Source organism: Microvirga roseola (genome assembly GCF_020866965.1).
Lineage (GTDB): Bacteria > Pseudomonadota > Alphaproteobacteria > Rhizobiales > Beijerinckiaceae > Microvirga > Microvirga roseola.
This window is the reverse complement of sequence record NZ_JAJATX010000074.1, coordinates 1-15,358: the sequence shown is the minus strand read 5'-3', so window position 1 is coordinate 15,358 and position 15,358 is coordinate 1. Positions and strand designations below refer to the sequence as shown.

The 15,358-nt window shown below is 57.0% G+C and carries 11 protein-coding genes, 1 other RNA gene and 1 pseudogene; 3 read left to right on the top strand and 10 right to left on the bottom strand.

Annotation, left to right across the window (positions count from 1 at the left end; genetic code table 11):
• Positions 1 to 556 precede the first annotated feature (556 nt).
• Complete coding sequence (locus tag LG661_RS22190) at positions 557 to 994, bottom strand: ferritin-like domain-containing protein (RefSeq protein WP_230534189.1); 438 nt, start codon at positions 992 to 994, stop codon at positions 557 to 559.
• Positions 995 to 1,799: 805 nt separating this feature from the next.
• Positions 1,800 to 2,405, bottom strand: a complete 606-nt coding sequence (locus LG661_RS22185; RefSeq protein WP_230534188.1) for a helix-turn-helix domain-containing protein — start codon at positions 2,403 to 2,405, stop codon at positions 1,800 to 1,802.
• Between the two features lie 836 nt (positions 2,406 to 3,241).
• Between LG661_RS22185 and LG661_RS22180 the strand changes: the two genes are divergently transcribed.
• Complete coding sequence (locus tag LG661_RS22180; protein ID WP_230534187.1) at positions 3,242 to 4,357, top strand: hypothetical protein; 1,116 nt, start codon at positions 3,242 to 3,244, stop codon at positions 4,355 to 4,357.
• A 535-nt stretch (positions 4,358 to 4,892) separates the two neighbouring features.
• On the opposite strand, the gene LG661_RS22175 is transcribed toward LG661_RS22180, so the two are convergent.
• Entirely contained in the window at positions 4,893 to 5,483 is a 591-nt protein-coding gene (locus tag LG661_RS22175; protein ID WP_230534186.1) for a CarD family transcriptional regulator, read from the bottom strand.
• 399 nt (positions 5,484 to 5,882) lie between these two features.
• Between LG661_RS22175 and ssrA the strand changes: the two genes are divergently transcribed.
• Positions 5,883 to 6,266, top strand: a transfer-messenger RNA (tmRNA) gene (gene ssrA / locus LG661_RS22170).
• A gap of 746 nt (positions 6,267 to 7,012) precedes the next feature.
• Here ssrA and LG661_RS22165 read toward each other — a convergent pair.
• From LG661_RS22165 to LG661_RS25710, 6 genes and pseudogenes are all read right to left on the bottom strand, one after another.
• Entirely contained in the window at positions 7,013 to 7,750 is a 738-nt protein-coding gene (locus LG661_RS22165) for a lysophospholipid acyltransferase family protein (protein WP_230534185.1), read from the bottom strand.
• Positions 7,751 to 7,819: 69 nt separating this feature from the next.
• Complete coding sequence (locus tag LG661_RS22160; protein WP_230534184.1) at positions 7,820 to 7,990, bottom strand: hypothetical protein; 171 nt, start codon at positions 7,988 to 7,990, stop codon at positions 7,820 to 7,822.
• Positions 7,991 to 8,005: 15 nt separating this feature from the next.
• Positions 8,006 to 8,269: a hypothetical protein gene (locus LG661_RS22155; protein ID WP_230534183.1), complete on the bottom strand. Its 264-nt coding sequence runs from the start codon at positions 8,267 to 8,269 to the stop codon at positions 8,006 to 8,008.
• 43 nt (positions 8,270 to 8,312) lie between these two features.
• Positions 8,313 to 8,591, bottom strand: coding sequence for a translation initiation factor IF-1 (infA, locus tag LG661_RS22150; protein ID WP_230534190.1), 279 nt, complete (start codon positions 8,589 to 8,591; stop codon positions 8,313 to 8,315).
• A gap of 91 nt (positions 8,592 to 8,682) precedes the next feature.
• Positions 8,683 to 8,892 (bottom strand): cold-shock protein, encoded by a 210-nt coding sequence (locus LG661_RS22145; RefSeq protein ID WP_230534182.1) that lies wholly within the window; start codon positions 8,890 to 8,892, stop codon positions 8,683 to 8,685.
• A gap of 254 nt (positions 8,893 to 9,146) precedes the next feature.
• Positions 9,147 to 9,697: pseudogene (locus LG661_RS25710) on the bottom strand (DDE-type integrase/transposase/recombinase).
• On the opposite strand from LG661_RS25710, the gene LG661_RS22135 reads away from it, so the two are divergent.
• The gene (locus LG661_RS22135) at positions 9,689 to 11,050 is read left to right on the top strand and encodes a hypothetical protein (RefSeq protein WP_230534181.1); all 1,362 of its coding nucleotides are present in this window, start codon (positions 9,689 to 9,691) and stop codon (positions 11,048 to 11,050) included. The pseudogene LG661_RS25710 and the gene LG661_RS22135 sit on opposite strands and share 9 nt — an antisense overlap.
• A 748-nt stretch (positions 11,051 to 11,798) precedes the next feature.
• Here the strand turns inward: LG661_RS22135 and LG661_RS22130 are convergent.
• Complete coding sequence (locus LG661_RS22130; protein ID WP_230534180.1) at positions 11,799 to 13,388, bottom strand: ABC transporter substrate-binding protein; 1,590 nt, start codon at positions 13,386 to 13,388, stop codon at positions 11,799 to 11,801.
• Positions 13,389 to 15,358: the final 1,970 nt, after the last annotated feature.

Below are 15,358 nucleotides of genomic sequence, written 5' to 3'. Positions count from 1 at the left end.
ATCGAGTCAGACTTCCAGATTCCGTTCAACCCCAAACCGCTCTAGGAGGCTAATGCTTGCTCGCCAGACTCTCACGCCATTCATGCGGCTCTCTCCGGGTTGACTCTTTGCCTTCAAGGCCAGGTCACACGATGCCGGCCTTTTTTATTGTCTCAACCCCTACCTGGGCATCTGAGGAGCGGTACGGCCTGCGGCACGATTCATCTCCTCCCCACTCTGTAGGAAGACCTTCGTTCGTTGAGAACTATGGTGTGAACCAGTTCCCCACAGGTGGTCGCCTCACCTATTGAGATAGCTCATGAGCTGATCGACGTGCTCGGAGGGTTGCCGCATCATGGGACGTGCCGCGGCAGTATGGGTCGGCACTTTGGCTATTGCACAGGTGCCCAAGCAGATCAGACTACCCTTCGTGACTCCTCTTGCAGTCGCAGGCGTGGCGGCTGCCACTACGACTGCTAGCATGCCGGTATTTATGGGAATCCGTATCCCTCCCTTCTTGGTGGTACCTAACCACAACATTGTTTAAGAGCTAGTCCGCCAGGAAAGGCAGGCGACCTCAATCATACTGCTCTTCTAGCCGGTCGGTAAGTCGCTCGCCCTCTGCAATCTGACTGTGGGCGCGCTGCAGAACTTCCCGCGTGCGTGGATCCCAGTCCTGATTCTCGAGTGCCTCCCGAAACTTGTTCTCGATGTAATCCTCGCCTTCCTCGACCCGCTCTGTCGCTGCTTCATCGCCGTCTGCGAAAGCATCCGCGATTCGGGTCCAGACATTGTGCGCGGCCCCTGTTGCGCTGCCGCGCTCTTGAGCTTGACCACCAATACGCACCAGTTCCTCGTTCAGCTCCGCAACCGTACTGTGGCGCTTCTTCGACTGCTCTCGCAGTAGCTGCTTCAGCTGTTCGGTCTTGGCGGTCTCGGCAGCGCGCTCATAGCCTTCGGCGCTGTCGATCGTAATCCGAATGAGGCTCTCCAGATTGGACGCAGTGTTCGTCATCAAATCCTCCTATCTTCACGAGCCAACGCCACTTCGCTGGCTTGGTTCACAAACTGTGTGCCTTGAAATGATAGTAATTGGATGAGTGGCTGCGCGAGCTGGGACGAAGCTCTGGCGATCAGACGCTAAGTTAGCTCGTGAATGACCGCTCCTTGCATATTGTTGAGGTAACCTACTAGCCCGCAATTCCATTTTGCACGGGGGGCAAGATTCGTAGCTCTCATGAGCGAAATGGCGCCCCTTAGGGCCGCCCCTTTTCGGCTACTTTTGGAAGCTCCCATACAGTTAGGGCACGTCTTCGAGTCAAACTTCATGAGTGATCCTCAGCTGACCTCTCTTTTTCATCAAAGACGAGGGTGATGACTGCTGGAGAGCTTGAAGCCCATTTTGGGAGTGCCAAGCTGCGAGACGTCTATGAACGTCTGACCGACCGGCTACTGTGCCTAAAGCAGTGAGATCCGAACTACGCCAGTATGCAAATGGTCAGACTTCCGCGATATTCGCACAGTCCGCTCGATGTGGTTGATTACACCAAGGCCGGTCGGCCGCTTGGGCTGACACCATGAAGCGGCCGCCTGATCGCCTTCTTCACTTCCGGAGCCTGCGCTGCCCGTGCGCAGAACAAAGACGATCACCCTCGGATCTCCAAAGGCGGCAACGAGTTCTGCAAAATCAGTCAACAGCAGTTCGAGATGTGGTTCACGAAAGCCTACAAGAAGGCTTATCAGGGCGAGAAAGACGTATCCTTCTGTCTGACAGCTGGTTGTGACGGTGAGCCAGCCACTTGACTGCGCTTGGCCTCAAGTCATCCTGGTCTCCGGCAGCCCGCAAATGGATCCCACTGTACAGGGTTTTTCGGTAGCCACTGCCGGAAGCTCAGGCTCCGAAGCGCTTTAGATGAAGAGCCAAGCGGATGCGCTGTTCCGGTAGATCGAAAACCCTCCGCTTCCTGACCTGCTCCGATGGGCGTCGACTGCGCCTTCTTCCTCTCTGTTGTTCCCGAAGGGCCAGAGGCTTCGCGTTCCGCGCCTTTTCTTTGTCGAGGATTCGCTCCCCTTTCTTTTGAATCGATATCCTTGGTGCGCGAATTTTTTTTCGCACCATCGTCATGGGCTACAAGGATTTCAGCCTTGCCGTTTCGAACAGGACGTACTTCGACCAAAGGTGTCAGATAGATCGTCGTACGCCCCCGTCGGTCGGGGCTCGACCGTGCCAGAAAGCCCGCCTGCTCAAGTTGCCGGTAGTGGTTCTGGATAGTTCGTGGGCTAACGCCGAGGTCGGCCGCCAGCCATGAGGTGCAGGTGGTGAGTTGTTTGTTCCGGCCGCAGCGAGAGATCAGGTAGACCAGCGTCGTCACTGCTCCCGTGCTCACGCCCGGATGAACCAGCACATCGATGCTGAAGCGACGCACATAACGGCTGAAGGAGCATCGCCGCCGTGACAGCCGCATTCGCCGGGTGACGGCGGGAGCCCTCGGGCGGCTCTCTCTCACAACGTCCCGCCGATCAGGGATCTCGAGGAAGCCAGCCACTTGGTCCGTTGTCCATCGGCCCTCCTGAACGCCCCGAGCCGCCACTGCGGCATGCTGTTCATGCGGAACCCGTGCCAAGGCGTGTAAGAGTTCGAGTGCAGCGCTCATGTCAGCCTCACGTTGAAACTGGCCTTCAAAGGCTAACTCTATGAGCCTGCTGTCAAATTTAAGAGCTTCCTTCAGTAGGTCTGACCCGCAAACCCGGTAGGTTCGAAGCGCGATCTGAGTAGGTTTGACCCGCCGGCTCAGTAGGTCTGAGTCGCACTACTCCCTGGGCGCGATCCAAACCTACTGACATAACCGCCAGATTCGGTAGGTTTGACCCGCACCAACCCCTTTAACCGAGCCAAGGCGCCTCTTACCCGCCCGACTATGAGGTTTGAGTCGCGGTACGCACCTGATGAGAGGTTTGACCGGCGCTTGGGCCGGGACGCTCCTAAATCTGAGGCGATGGTAGGTTTGGCCCGCACTTGATGGATCACCTCAAAACTGACGATTCTCCAGACTCTTATGGCGGGCTAAGATTCGCGTGGCGGATCGCACCCCTAAAATTCGTTGGCCCACGAAGTGCGGCCCAGACCTACTACCCCCGCGGCCCAAACCTACTGAAAGCGCGCCTCAAACCTACTAAAGTGCCGCAAAAACGCAGGCCCTAAAACGATTTAGCTTTCTAAGGTTTCATGTCCTAGGTACCTTATTCGACGAGGAGGCACACCATGTCGAAGGCTTTGAAGCCCAGGCCCATCATCCATGATCCCTTCCAGGGTGAGCTCTGGGTCATTGATGAGCCCGGTGTCACGAACACGATCTCCTTATGGGACGTCGCCCCCCGGTCTATCCCCTCTCGTGCCTCAAACGACCTTAAGGACGGCAAGTATCTGAAGACCCTGGAACGTACCTTCACGCTGGCAGGAAAAGTCTACCAGGTCTCCCTTAAGCCCGCTCGTATCAAGGACAAGGATGGCAAAGAGAGCGAGCAGTATCCCGGTGAGCGCGAACGCCTAGTCGAATGGGTCATCCGGCGCATTGCAGCCATGCGGAACCGGATCAGCCTGAGCGCTAAGGATGAAATTAATGTCTCCTTCAGCATCAACGAAGTGAAGACCGAACTCGCCCGGACCGGACACACCTACAGTTACTACGAGATTGTCGAGGCGCTCACAATTCTCCACCAGTCCCTCGTTGAGATCGTGCGCGTCGATGTCGACGAGAAAGGCGACATCCGCGAGCGCGTCATCTCCAGTGCCGCTTACCCGCAGCTTGCATTTGCCAACAGGGGAAAGGAACGCGCCAAGTCCACGGTCCAGTTCAACTGGCTCGTCTCGCAGGCCATGATGCATCTGGACTTCCGCCAGATGAATTATGAGGCCGTGATGAAGATGCGTGGCCCAATCGAACGCTGGATCTATATGCGGCTCAACCACGATGTCCTCTACCATCGAATGAGCCCGCACATGCATGTCATCTATGCCAGCGAGGTCATCGACGGCTCTGCCCTCGCAACCAAGCGTCCGCGCGACGCTCTTCGCCGGATCACGGAGGGCATGGAAAACCTAAAGAACGACGGTGTCATCAAGGAGCTTCAGTGCGAGGACCTCTCGGAAGGAAAGCGCAAGGTTGATATCAAGTACACGATCACCGTCTCGGAGTCCTTTGTCGAAGAAACATCGCGCTCTCTCCGGCGTGCCAACGAGAATATCGCGGACTTCAGAGCAGTCGTCGGAAGCGATCCCAACAGCTTCGTACCTTCAGATCCTATCAAGAAGGAAAAGCTGCGCCGCATCCGGACCAACCGTCTCGCGGATCAGAACGCTACCGACCGCCTCCTCTAGGCCAAGCTTAGAGTTTACCACACCCATTCCAGAAGCGATGTCGCTGCTTCTCCCGATGGGCAAGATACCCCGCCTCAGGGATCAGGGTCGCGTTTGCATTGTCGCGCCCATCGATGATCCGACCAGTGGAAATGCCGCCTCCCGCCATAAGTGCCTGCCATCCGACGCCCTGGCTAGTGATAACGGCGAAGCTGGAACTCCAGCCACCCTGTAGGGTACTCTAGGGCAGCGCCCAACCAGCTCGGCATCCATTCCTCTAGTCTTGCGTCGGAGACAATAGGTAAGCCTATGCGAGGAGGTGCCCAGAGGCTTACAAGAGACTTGACTAGCGAAGCTGTTCTCATTTGCTGGGCTCCTGAAGCGAACAGTCCACGCACTCCCACTTGCTTTGGCTGAGTCGGAAGCCGATGTGGGAACTCCTCCCGCTCCTCGTGAAGCTCTGCAAACCCGTAGAGTCCCGTTCACTCCTGGGCTCTGAGGTCATCGTCGACAGCAGGGCCGCTCACGCCGCCCTGCCGTTACTCAACGAGCGAGGCTAACCGGCCGTAGCGTGGTTGCTCTTGATATCACTGCCTTCCGCCAGATCATCGGCTGGCGCCGACTTTGTGGTCGCAGGTGCTTTGGCCAAGTTCTGCTCGATCAGCTTTTGAGCCTCTGTGGCAGTGCTGCCGTTCACCGCGGCAGTTTCTCGGACCAGCAAATCAAGAGCAGAGTCGTAGATGCCGCGCTCACTGAAGGATGCATCATCCTGAGCCGGGCCGCGGTGTAGATCGCGCACGACCTCTGCAATCAAGGTCAAGTTGCCCGAGGAAATCTTCTCCTGGTACTCGGTAACCCGACGGTTCCACATGCCACGCTTGGAGCGTGCCCGCCCTGTCAAGAGTTCCAGCGCCTCGTTAACAGTCGCGGGCTCGGAAAGTTTGCGCATGCCGACCCGGGATACCTTCGCGAGAGGAACCCGAAGAGTGAGCTTTTCCTTCTCGAAAAAGACAATGAGGAGCTCGAGCTTGAATCCGGCAACCTCCTGCTCCTCGATAGCGGTAATGAGCCCTACTCCATGCGTTGGATAGATAACGGTTTCACCAACTTTGAAGTCAAGATGGGCAATTTTCTTCGTGATCGTCATTCGCGAAATTTTCCTTTTCGTCTTTGGCCGGTTCCGGCATTGATTAGCGTTCCAGTAGCGCTGAGGAGGCAATGGTGCTGGGCCGCGAGCAGAAAGCTTTCGTCTAATTGCCCAGCTGGTGGTAGTACAGTAAAGACGTACGGGATCGTTCCGCGGATCGATCTGTTCGTGGATTGGGTGGACACGTAGAGGCCACTTACAGAGATGCCTTTTGGTACCACGATGGCAGTCGAGGATCAAAGAACCCGTTGGTCTACTGACTCTCGAACCTCAGCGCTTTCGGCAGTGTTCTACCCGAGGAATGAGGTCGTGCCGAGATGTTTAGAGCGCGCGGATCGTCTCACCGTTTTGTGCCCTCGCACCGGGTGCCTGTAACCTGAGCAACATCTTGCTGCCAGACACCTAGCAATTGGACCAGGTAACGCCTATATCCCAGATGTCAGGTTCGCCTGACTATGATCGTAGAGGCAGAGTGGAATAGGCGTTCAGGACGCGGGTTCGATTCCCGCCGCCTCCACCATAAACACATGGGCCGGTAAGGTGCCGGAGGACAGATTTGAGCGACTGGCTGATAGTCGAGGCTGGGCTGCTGTCCCTTTGTGTTTGTGATGGGGGCGACATGGGTTCGACTGGGCGTGATAAAGACTAGGCTGCGATTAGGCTGAGCTACGGCCTTGATAGTGCAAACTCATAAATGCCAACGACAACGTTGACATGGGTGCGGTGCGCCTCGCGGCGTAACCATCCGGGGCTCGGGAAAGCCTAGCAACAGAAACGGCACCTTCGGGTGCCGTTCCCATTTCTGGAGCCTTCATGAGCTTAGAATCGACCCTGATACGTAGACGTCTAGATTGAAAACTTCTTCCTTCTGGCAGCCGATCCACGGCTGCGGTATTTCGAGGCCAGTGGCACCAAGAGTCCCACCGATCAGGAAACTCCCGCGTACACTGGTCGCCTGACCAAGGCCGAATACTGGGCTGTGGAGTGGTCGAGCAAATGGGCGCTGATCGCTGATGTGCAGCCTGCCGAGCCTCCCTTTACGGCCAAGGCTATAAGGAAGACCGACAAGCCAGAGAAGAAGCCGCTTACAAAGCAGCAGAAGATGGTGACCGATCCTGTGTGGCACTTCACTCAGGATGCGGAGCGGCGCTACAGGGTGCGCAGTCCCGCCTGAATGCTACAAAGCGCGAAGGTGCCGAAAGCAGCTTGCGCCAACTAATCTTCTCACGAATGGACCCAGACAGTGGAGGCCAAGCCGAACGAGGTCGGCATACTGGACTACTTGGATGAGCCCTGTGGCGAGGAGGAGGAAGGCGACACCTTCACGGATCATAGCAAGCTGACCTCCGGATCCGGAGGCGGTAGGATGTGCCGATGCTGTTTCTGGGAGAAAAGTTCATACTGCTCTATAGTAGCCTCGCGCCTTCGCCGAGGTGGTGACCGCTCCGTAAGGAGCGTCAGTCAACGAAGCACCGCTTCATCTCGAGGATGAAAAGGAGCTTGGCAGTCTGTATACTGCCTAACTTGCTCTATGCTGCTTGCGGCCACGACGACCGTTGTCGCCCGGCCTCGAGAAGTTCCTCCGCTCTGCGCGTGAACTCGTGGCCTGGCAGTCCCGGTTCAATGGGGCTTAGGTATGCGACTGTGATCATCCCAGCCCGCTTGTATGACCCGTCCGGTGCCCAGAAGAGACCTGAATTCAGAGCTATGGGAAGAACTGGGCGACCCAGCTTCGCATAGAGCAGTTCCACCCCACGTTTGAACTCGATGGGTTCAGAGGCCTGCTTTCGCGTTCCTTCTGGAAAGATTAGCACAGAGCGCCCCTGGGCGAGAGCTGTCTGACTCTCGTCCACCATCTTCCGGACAGCTTTCAAGCCACTCTCCCTATCGATGAGAATCATCGGCGACTTACGCAGGAACCATGCGAACACGGGAATCGTTAGCAGCTCCTGTTTTGCGACAATCGCTACGTCGGGCAGAAGGATCAGGAACGCCAGCGTCTCCCAGGTTGACTGGTGATTGGCGATAATGAGGCACGGCTCACCCGGAATGTTGCTCTTGCCTCGCTCCGTGTAAGATAGGCCGACGATCGCGTTCAGGCCGACGAGAACGCCGCGAGCCCAAAACCGGGACAGTAGCCGGACGCAACGTTCTGGGGAGCCGCACAACCACAGGATAACTAATGCGGGTACGAACAGTCCTGTCCAAACAGCCAGCACAAGGTCAAATAGAGCGGAGCGGATACGTTGCACGGTGGATTGTCCCATCGAACGGAGCTAACTTTCATCCTGGGCCAGCGCCCGGATGCATTGTACGGCAGCGACAGCACGGATCGGTCACTCCATGTCAGCACGCTCAGACCCGCTTGCGGTGTTTTTGATCCGGCAGCTGAACTCAACGTTGCTCTCGGCTACCCGGCGAATGACTTCATAGACATCGCTCGTGCGGTCAGCAATGTGTGTGCCAGCGGCATGAAGCAACTGGCCCATGGGATACTTGTGGCTCATCAGAAGCCTCCTCGATCAGTTGAAGGACATTGAGCGGGGATTCGTATGGGCCCTGATTGGTAAGGTATGCTCGACCTCCGCATCGATCTGCTGATCGATGATTTCGGCTAGGACCATCGTATCGTCTTCGTCCATGGCACTAGCCGGGTAGATCAGGAACTCGCTGTTGCTCTCGACTACAATTGCATCGCGGTCAAAGCGCAAGACGCAGTTGGTCTGGCGCATGAGCCATTCAGGCACCCGGTCGCCAGCCTCAAACGTCCAAGTCTTTTCAGGCATTGTAAACCTTCGCTCGGTTGGACTCTCTCAGCCAGGACGCCAATCAGCGACGCCGAAATTGCGGGCGGCGTGCACCAGCCGGACGAGGGGCACCCGAACCGCTGTCCTTGTGGCGGAAAATAAGCCGGCCCTTGTCGAGATCGTAGGGCGACATCTCGACGGTCACGCGGTCACCCGCGAGTGTCTTGATCCGGTTCTTCTTCATCTTGCCAGCGGTGTAGGCGACGATCTCATGGCCGCTCTCCAGCTTCACCCGATAGCGAGCGTCCGGCAGGATTTCGGTAACTTCACCTTCAAATGTAATAAGCTCTTCTTTAGCCACTGCAAAACCCTTTTGTAAGAACGAAACGCCGCTCTCGAGGAGCAGCTTTTCCAAGCGATGTAAATGCCACGCAGCCTGTTTCGGCGGCCGTTTAGGCCGCCTGGATGTTGTTGATGGCAACCTTATTGCCGCCGTAGTCTTTGGCTGTGTCGAAAGCCGCCTTCTGGTCTTTGACTAGGTCGCGGATTCCTGTGCATTTAAGAGCAGTGGCATGGACGAAAGCGTCCTTGCTGCCGCTTTCCGGCTGAATGAAACCGAAGCCTTTTTGATCGCTGTAGAACTTAACTGTGCCTGTATTCATGAGTGCATCCTTGGTATGCGCCAGCGCACGTGAGCACTCGCCGTGCAAAGCCGACCAGAGGCTCGGTTCGTCGATTTTTGGGAAGAATGTCTGAACGTGCGCCTAGCATGCCAAGGCGTAACGGCCTGATTGTCCGGCCAAAGTCGATAATTGGGATATAGGGAGTGTTCGGATTCTTGCAAGAAGGCTGCTTGGAAACTGGGCTGTCTCTCAGCTGGCGTTGGGCTCACTGAGAGTGCGGTCAGCTGAGGGACTCACGCGACAGCGCAAGCTGCAGACTCCCACCCCGTCACGGCATTGAAGCGGTGCAGATGGGTGGCGAGAGCAGAGCGGCCGGAGCAGGGTGGAACGAACAGATTGCGGACGGCAAAGAGCACGCTGACGAGCCGCTGCAGGCCACCAGGTGAGGAAAAATCTGCATTGACCGCTCATACCGGCGCAGGGGCAGGTGCGAATTCTCCGCCGGTTGTTCGGACACCTGTACAGGCGATGCTCAACCGCCGGCATGATGTGGCGCCGGGCTGCGGCATAGGAACCTAGCTTCTCGGTGATCACCCGCTGGAGCGGATAGCCTTGCCTCTTTAGCATACGTCTCAGCAGGCTCTTGGCCGCCCTGGTATTGCGGCCGGTCTGGACATTTTCGTCCAGAATTCATCCGTATTGGTTGACAGCACGCCAGAGATAGCGGCTGTAGCTCGCTCCAAACTTCAAAGCCAGGAAGCGAAAATGCTACTCTCCAGAGGCATTGCCTCAACCAGGCGCAGGCTCAGCGGAACCGGAAATGGAGTCACACCGCGTGGGCAATGACTTCGGGAGGGAAGCGGTGATGCTTGTAAAAGCTGCGGTCCGGATGATGGGATCTTGGTTTCTTGAATTGAAGCGGTTACATGTTCCTGCATCCAGTCTTGTTGCTTTCCAGGCGGCGGCTGAAGCCGACCTCTGCACCCTGAACTATCTGCAAACACAATCCAACATCATAGAGAGATTCATGTCCGGCGCTGCACGCCAGTTTGAGCCACAGATTACCCGTAGTGGGGGAGTGCCCTCCAAGTTTCGGTTCACTGTCCGATGCTCTGAATGTCGTAAGACGAATAGCTACGAAGCTAGTAAGCCGGTGCCCGATGCGGTGGTCGCGCGACATTTCAACAGCACTGGCTGGGTTCTTGGCCGGGACCGATCTTTCGACCTCTGCCCAAACTGCCTTCGCGGCCCGCTTACGGCTCCACAAGATTCTGGTACGAGAGAGGCGCAAGACCGTAGGCCCCGGGGAATGGCCGATCGGTCGAACGAAGGCGCCTACCCGACCGCCCCGGGTCCTCATAAGATTGATGAAATTTTGGCACGACATCTAGGCAAGCCCGCAGCGGCAGCCGAAGACGTCTTTCGGCCGAAGGACGTCCTGCGCCCGAGCGCCTCTACTCCGGAGATCTCCAGGCACTCATCCCCATTTCCTGCTCCGTCACCCGAGGTGGAGCAAGCTCTGACCAGCATGGCGTCCGATCTCAAGGGCCTCCGCGCAGCCGTGGAGCTCATGACGGAGCAGCTGAGCAAGCTGGTTATTACAGGCGGACAGCAGGTTGAGGTCCTTGCTCGTCTAGCGCCATTGCCGATGCAATTGACCGACAGCCTCTCCAATGAACTCCGACAAATCGTAGACGCCGCCCAGACAGTTTCAGCCCCTCTGACCGGTGCGGTTGAGCAGAAGCTTGCTCGGCAGGAAGTACTGGACCCTGAGCCGGACGCTAGACCGGATGCAGAGATCAGCTCGATCCCAGAGATCATCCCAGTCCCGGACGAAAGAGACGCACATGAGCCCCGCGCCGCCAAAAGGAAGGCGCGCCAGCCTCGCCAGAAGACCTCTGGTCCCGTCGTTGTGAAGTCGATTGCAGACGCCAAGCGCTCGAACCGGTTCTATACGACAGTTCGGCTCTCCCGGGAGCTCTGGAATAGATCCGGTTTTGGACCCGACGACCGCGTCCAGATCGACTGGAAAGGAAAAACCGTCTCCATCAGCCGCGACCCTGAGGGTGGCGTGAAGCCTAAATCTGTTGGAGCTGCCACTGTCGTTCTTCAGTCATGGCGATTGGGAGACCTGAACCTTGATCGGGTGAAAGTTACCAGCGGAACAGGCTCTCTACGTCTGACAGCGCTCTCGTAATCGCCAGAGTCACAGCAAGTGCGCCCAATAGGAGCGAAACCCAGGGTGTGAAATACGCCGGCGATCCCTTTGACGTTAGGTGTGGGGCCATTCGACCCCTATCGTCTCGATTGCAGGAGCTTGTGTCGGCCGGATGCCGCAGATACCTGACCAACGGGCCCGGTCTCCCTCCCACGGCAGCACTCCCGAGCACTATTCAGCCTGGCAAGGCTTGCCGTGGACACCCGAGGTTCACTTCGGCCCAGATCAGTACCGGGCCGTCTCTTTGCGAAATCGCGACATCACAGCGCCCTCCCCAAGGGCAAAGAAAAGGCCGCCCCTCAAGGGCGGCCTTGCCCGTCATCTCATCTCTTGCCCAGACTACACGACGAAGAAGTCGCTGGCGGTGAGCTTGGTCTTGTTCGACAGCTTGGCGAACTCGATCGCCTGCTTGGACCCGGAGCCGTCCGCATCGTACGAGAGGATGCCGGTCTTGCGGTCGTAGAGCAGGTAGTCGTTCTTGTCCTTGGCCTTGCCTTCCCGGAAGTAGCTGCTCTTGAGCTTGCCAGGCTTTCCTCCTCATCCGCTTGGAAACGCCGAGGAGGCCTTTNTTGTCCTTGGCCTTGCCTTCCCGGAAGTAGCTGCTCTTGAGCTTGCCAGGCTTTCCTCCTCATCCGCTTGGAAACGCCGAGGAGGCCTTTAGAATACATGTCGTGGTTCGCCACACCAGCGCTGGCAGCGAGCCGACTACCCATTGATCAGGAAGTGTCTATTCCTTCTTCGCCCAATAGAACAGGATCTGATTGTCGGCACGCTGGACGAGGCTGACCTTCTTCGACACGCCCCAGGCCAGAGCCTGCTGGTGCAGCGGGAGATGACTGTAATCTTTGGTAGCGATCTCAAATGCACTCTTAATTAACTGATTGCGTCTTGCCGTATCTGCCTCGACGAGGATTTGATCGGTCAGTACATCGAGCTCCTCGTTGCAGTACCCGCCATAGTTCGTTTCGCCTCGGCTCGTTCCCGGAACATCGCGGCAGCCCATGACGTCATGGAGAACATTGTGGCTGTCGAAAGTGCCAGGGGTCCAGCCGAGAAGCGAGAGGGATGTGGTGTAGCCACCAGACTTTCCGGCTTTCGCAAAGTAGAGAGCCTTGGGCTGGGCCACCAAGTTTACTTTGACGCCGGCGCGGGCCAGCATGCTAACGACAGCTTGGCAGATCGCCTCGTCATTAACGTAGCGGTCGTTCGGACAGTCCATACTGACCTCAAAACCGCCCGGATAACCTGCTTCCGCCAGCAGTTTCTTGGCACCTTCGAGATCGTACTTCGGACGCACAAAGTCCTTGGAGTGGACGAAGAGCTCCGGAGCGATCATGAGAGCGGATGGCGTCGACAGACCGCGCATGACGCGGTCACGGATGAGATTGATGTCGATCGCTTTGAAGAAAGCCTCCCGAACTCGCACATCCTTAAACGGGTTCTTTCCCTTGACATTGGAAAACAGAAGCTCATCGCGAGCTGAATCGAAGTTGATGAAGATCGTGCGCAGTTCAGGGCCGGTGAGTACTTGAGCGTTGGTAGATGCATTGACACGGGCAATATCCTGAACCGGGACCGGCTCGATCACATCCACCTCACCCGACAAAAGGGCCGCGACTCGGGTCGCATCATTGCTGATTGGGGTGAACACAATCTCGTCAAGGTTATGTTCGGGCTTGTCCCACCACCCGTGGTTCTTCTTAAAAATCGTCTTAACACCGGCTTGGTGACTCTCAATCTTGAATGGGCCAGTGCCGTTGGCATTAAGTGAGGCGAAGCTCGGGGTCGTCGCGGCCGCTGGTGTAGGCGCCGTGGCGTTGTTCGCCTCGGCCCACTCCTTGTCCATGATGTACCAGGTATCCCACTGAGAATTCAGTATCGGGTTCGGGGATTTGAGCTTCACGTCGATAGTATAGTCGTCGACCTTCACGAACTCAGCTTGGGTCGGCACGCGTGTTGTGAAGTTCGAGCCATTCATGCGCACCCGGTCTGCAGAGAAGATCACGTCATCCGCATTGAAATCATTTCCATTGTGAAACTTGACGTCCTTGCGCAGGAAGAATCGCCAGGTCAGACCATCATTGCTGATTTCCCAGCGCTCGGCGAGCGACGGCTGAATCGCGAGATCGCGTCCGCGCCGCGTCAGTCCTTCATAAACGTGCCCAAGGTGAGCATTGGTGGTCGTCTCGTTGAGTGTGTAGGGGTCCAAGGACTTGAGATCGCCCTGGTTGGCGTAGCGCATAGATCCGGCCAGAGCTGGCGTCGACAGTGCTGCAAGCACTAATGTAGCGGGGGCGAATACGGTGTTTCTGATCATGAGGCTGTTCTCCACTGGCGGCTCCGCTTGTTGCTATGGTGGCGCACTCGAACGCGCCGGCGCTGAGCCAGAAGCAGTAGAGTGGCAGGATTTCTGAAGAGCGTCCAGAGGAGCAGAGTGACCGAGGCTGACCAAGATCCGCTCCGGCACGTCAGCAAGCTCAGCTCCTTGCAAGCAAGGGCGCGCCTGAAACGGACCGAACCGAGCCCAAATGTCTGGATTGCGAATGACTTCCTGTGTGCGCTACTAAAGGCTGTCCTTATCAAGGTATGCACGGTCCAGACCGACCGGGGTAGCACTTCACCACACCCAGCAACACGGCTTCTGCAGCCCCGCTGATCAAGGAAGTCTTGGATCTAGATCTTTCGCGCTAATGTCTTTGAGTGTGCCTCTGTCCAAATGACGTGGACCATCATCTAACCAAGCCCAGGCACCAGTGGACAAATGAGCAAGTGGAGAGAACGAGTTTCGCCTTCAAGGTTCCGGCGGCCTCTCGCTAGCCGCAATAATGTCTGCAATTGCATTCTGCCAGAGGATCTCGGCCGTGCTGCCGTCGATCCCCTTCCCGTCGCCCTCCCTTCCGGATCTGCCACACCTCCGACAACGAGCCATTCGGTTTGCTGTCTGAGGCCGGGGAGTTGGAAATATACGAGCATACTTTTCTTGGAGCCAGGGCGTTTTTCCCATGAACCCGGCGCTCTTCGCCGGGCGGCCAGCCGTTGCTTCATCTTCTCTGGAACCTTTGCCCCCTAGTGGAGTTTATATGCCTCTCCGGCTTCTTTTTGCCCCCACAGCCGGGACCTTGGAAGCGCCCTGTCGGGGCGCTTTTCTTTTATCTTGCCTACACTTATGCAGAATTCAACACATTGACTTATGTAATTAGACTTAGGTTGAGACTGCGGACCCTAGGGAAAATTCCTGTTGATCTAGGCCGCAAATCATCTTACGCACGTCGCTGTGGTTGATATGTATTTAACTAACCAGTAGATTTTTGCGTAGCAAAAGACTGTCCGTGGGGGCAAGTCACGGCAAGACGGGGACAAAACTGCGGACACAGTCGCAATAAGGCTGGCCGCAGCCCTTTTTGCTTTCATTTACTTCCGGATGAGGTGTCGACCGCTACGAAACGTGCCCCTGGGAGTCCCGCAGCCGTTCGGGCCTGAACCTTACCCTGTTGTTTGGGCGCCCCGAGAGCTTTGGACAAGCAGCTGACATTCGTCTGCCCGCGCATTCAGGTAGAGGGCGACCTAGGAGCGGAATCCATTTACAGTCTTCTAGCTGTTCGGGAGCGTGCGAAGAGGCTTCCTGGTTCAGGTCTGGCAAGCGCCAGGTAAGGTTAGCCCGCTAATTATACTGTTATCGTAGGCCGGATCGCTGTCCACCAGCAGCCGCGGCTCTTGACTCTTCACCACCCCCCCAGGGCCGCTACTCGGAGCGGCCCTCGTTTCAGAGGCACTCTACTAGTGAAGCCCGGTTCAGGACGTCGCTGGCGAAGGACGACTTTCGCGTACATCGGGAGCTTTCTCGGAATGGGCGTGGCAAACCTTCATCGCATCCAGCATGGCATTACCGGGGAGATTCCCACCGAGCACCCGCTCGTTCACCTCGCGATCGAGTTGGTCGGGCTTGCGGCAGGAGGCGCTCTCTTCCTGACGATTATTGCCGAGGTCATGAACCGCCTCCGATCGCACAGATCTCGGCACATGCGTTAGAGCATCAAGCCCATATGGTCTCAGGTTCGTTTTTCGGTAAACTTGACCTGGGTTCCTTCTGCTTCTCCAAATGGGCTTCAATGTCCTCGGCCGTTTCAGGCCTCTGATCCCGATCACACTGCGGTCAAGCGCCTTCCAAGGCTTCATCCGATTTGCCTGAGCAAAGGAATCACTGGGCCTCGCGGCGGGAGATCCAAGCCCGAAGGAAGAGCCGGCTCGGGAAATTTTTACAGCGGGCTAAGTGGAGTTTCTGCCTGA

Bases quoted from the DNA above. Each gene is read 5' to 3' on its own strand.
- LG661_RS22190 (WP_230534189.1), bottom strand. From the start codon at position 994: ATGACGAACACTGCGTCCAATCTGGAGAGCCTCATTCGGATTACGATC.
- LG661_RS22180 (WP_230534187.1), top strand. From the start codon at position 3,242: ATGTCGAAGGCTTTGAAGCCCAGGCCCATCATCCATGATCCCTTCCAG.
- LG661_RS22175 (WP_230534186.1), bottom strand. From the start codon at position 5,483: ATGACGATCACGAAGAAAATTGCCCATCTTGACTTCAAAGTTGGTGAA.
- LG661_RS22165 (WP_230534185.1), bottom strand. From the start codon at position 7,750: ATGGGACAATCCACCGTGCAACGTATCCGCTCCGCTCTATTTGACCTT.
- LG661_RS22160 (WP_230534184.1), bottom strand. From the start codon at position 7,990: ATGAGCCACAAGTATCCCATGGGCCAGTTGCTTCATGCCGCTGGCACA.
- LG661_RS22155 (WP_230534183.1), bottom strand. From the start codon at position 8,269: ATGCCTGAAAAGACTTGGACGTTTGAGGCTGGCGACCGGGTGCCTGAA.
- LG661_RS22145 (WP_230534182.1), bottom strand. From the start codon at position 8,892: ATGAATACAGGCACAGTTAAGTTCTACAGCGATCAAAAAGGCTTCGGT.
- LG661_RS22130 (WP_230534180.1), bottom strand. From the start codon at position 13,388: ATGATCAGAAACACCGTATTCGCCCCCGCTACATTAGTGCTTGCAGCA.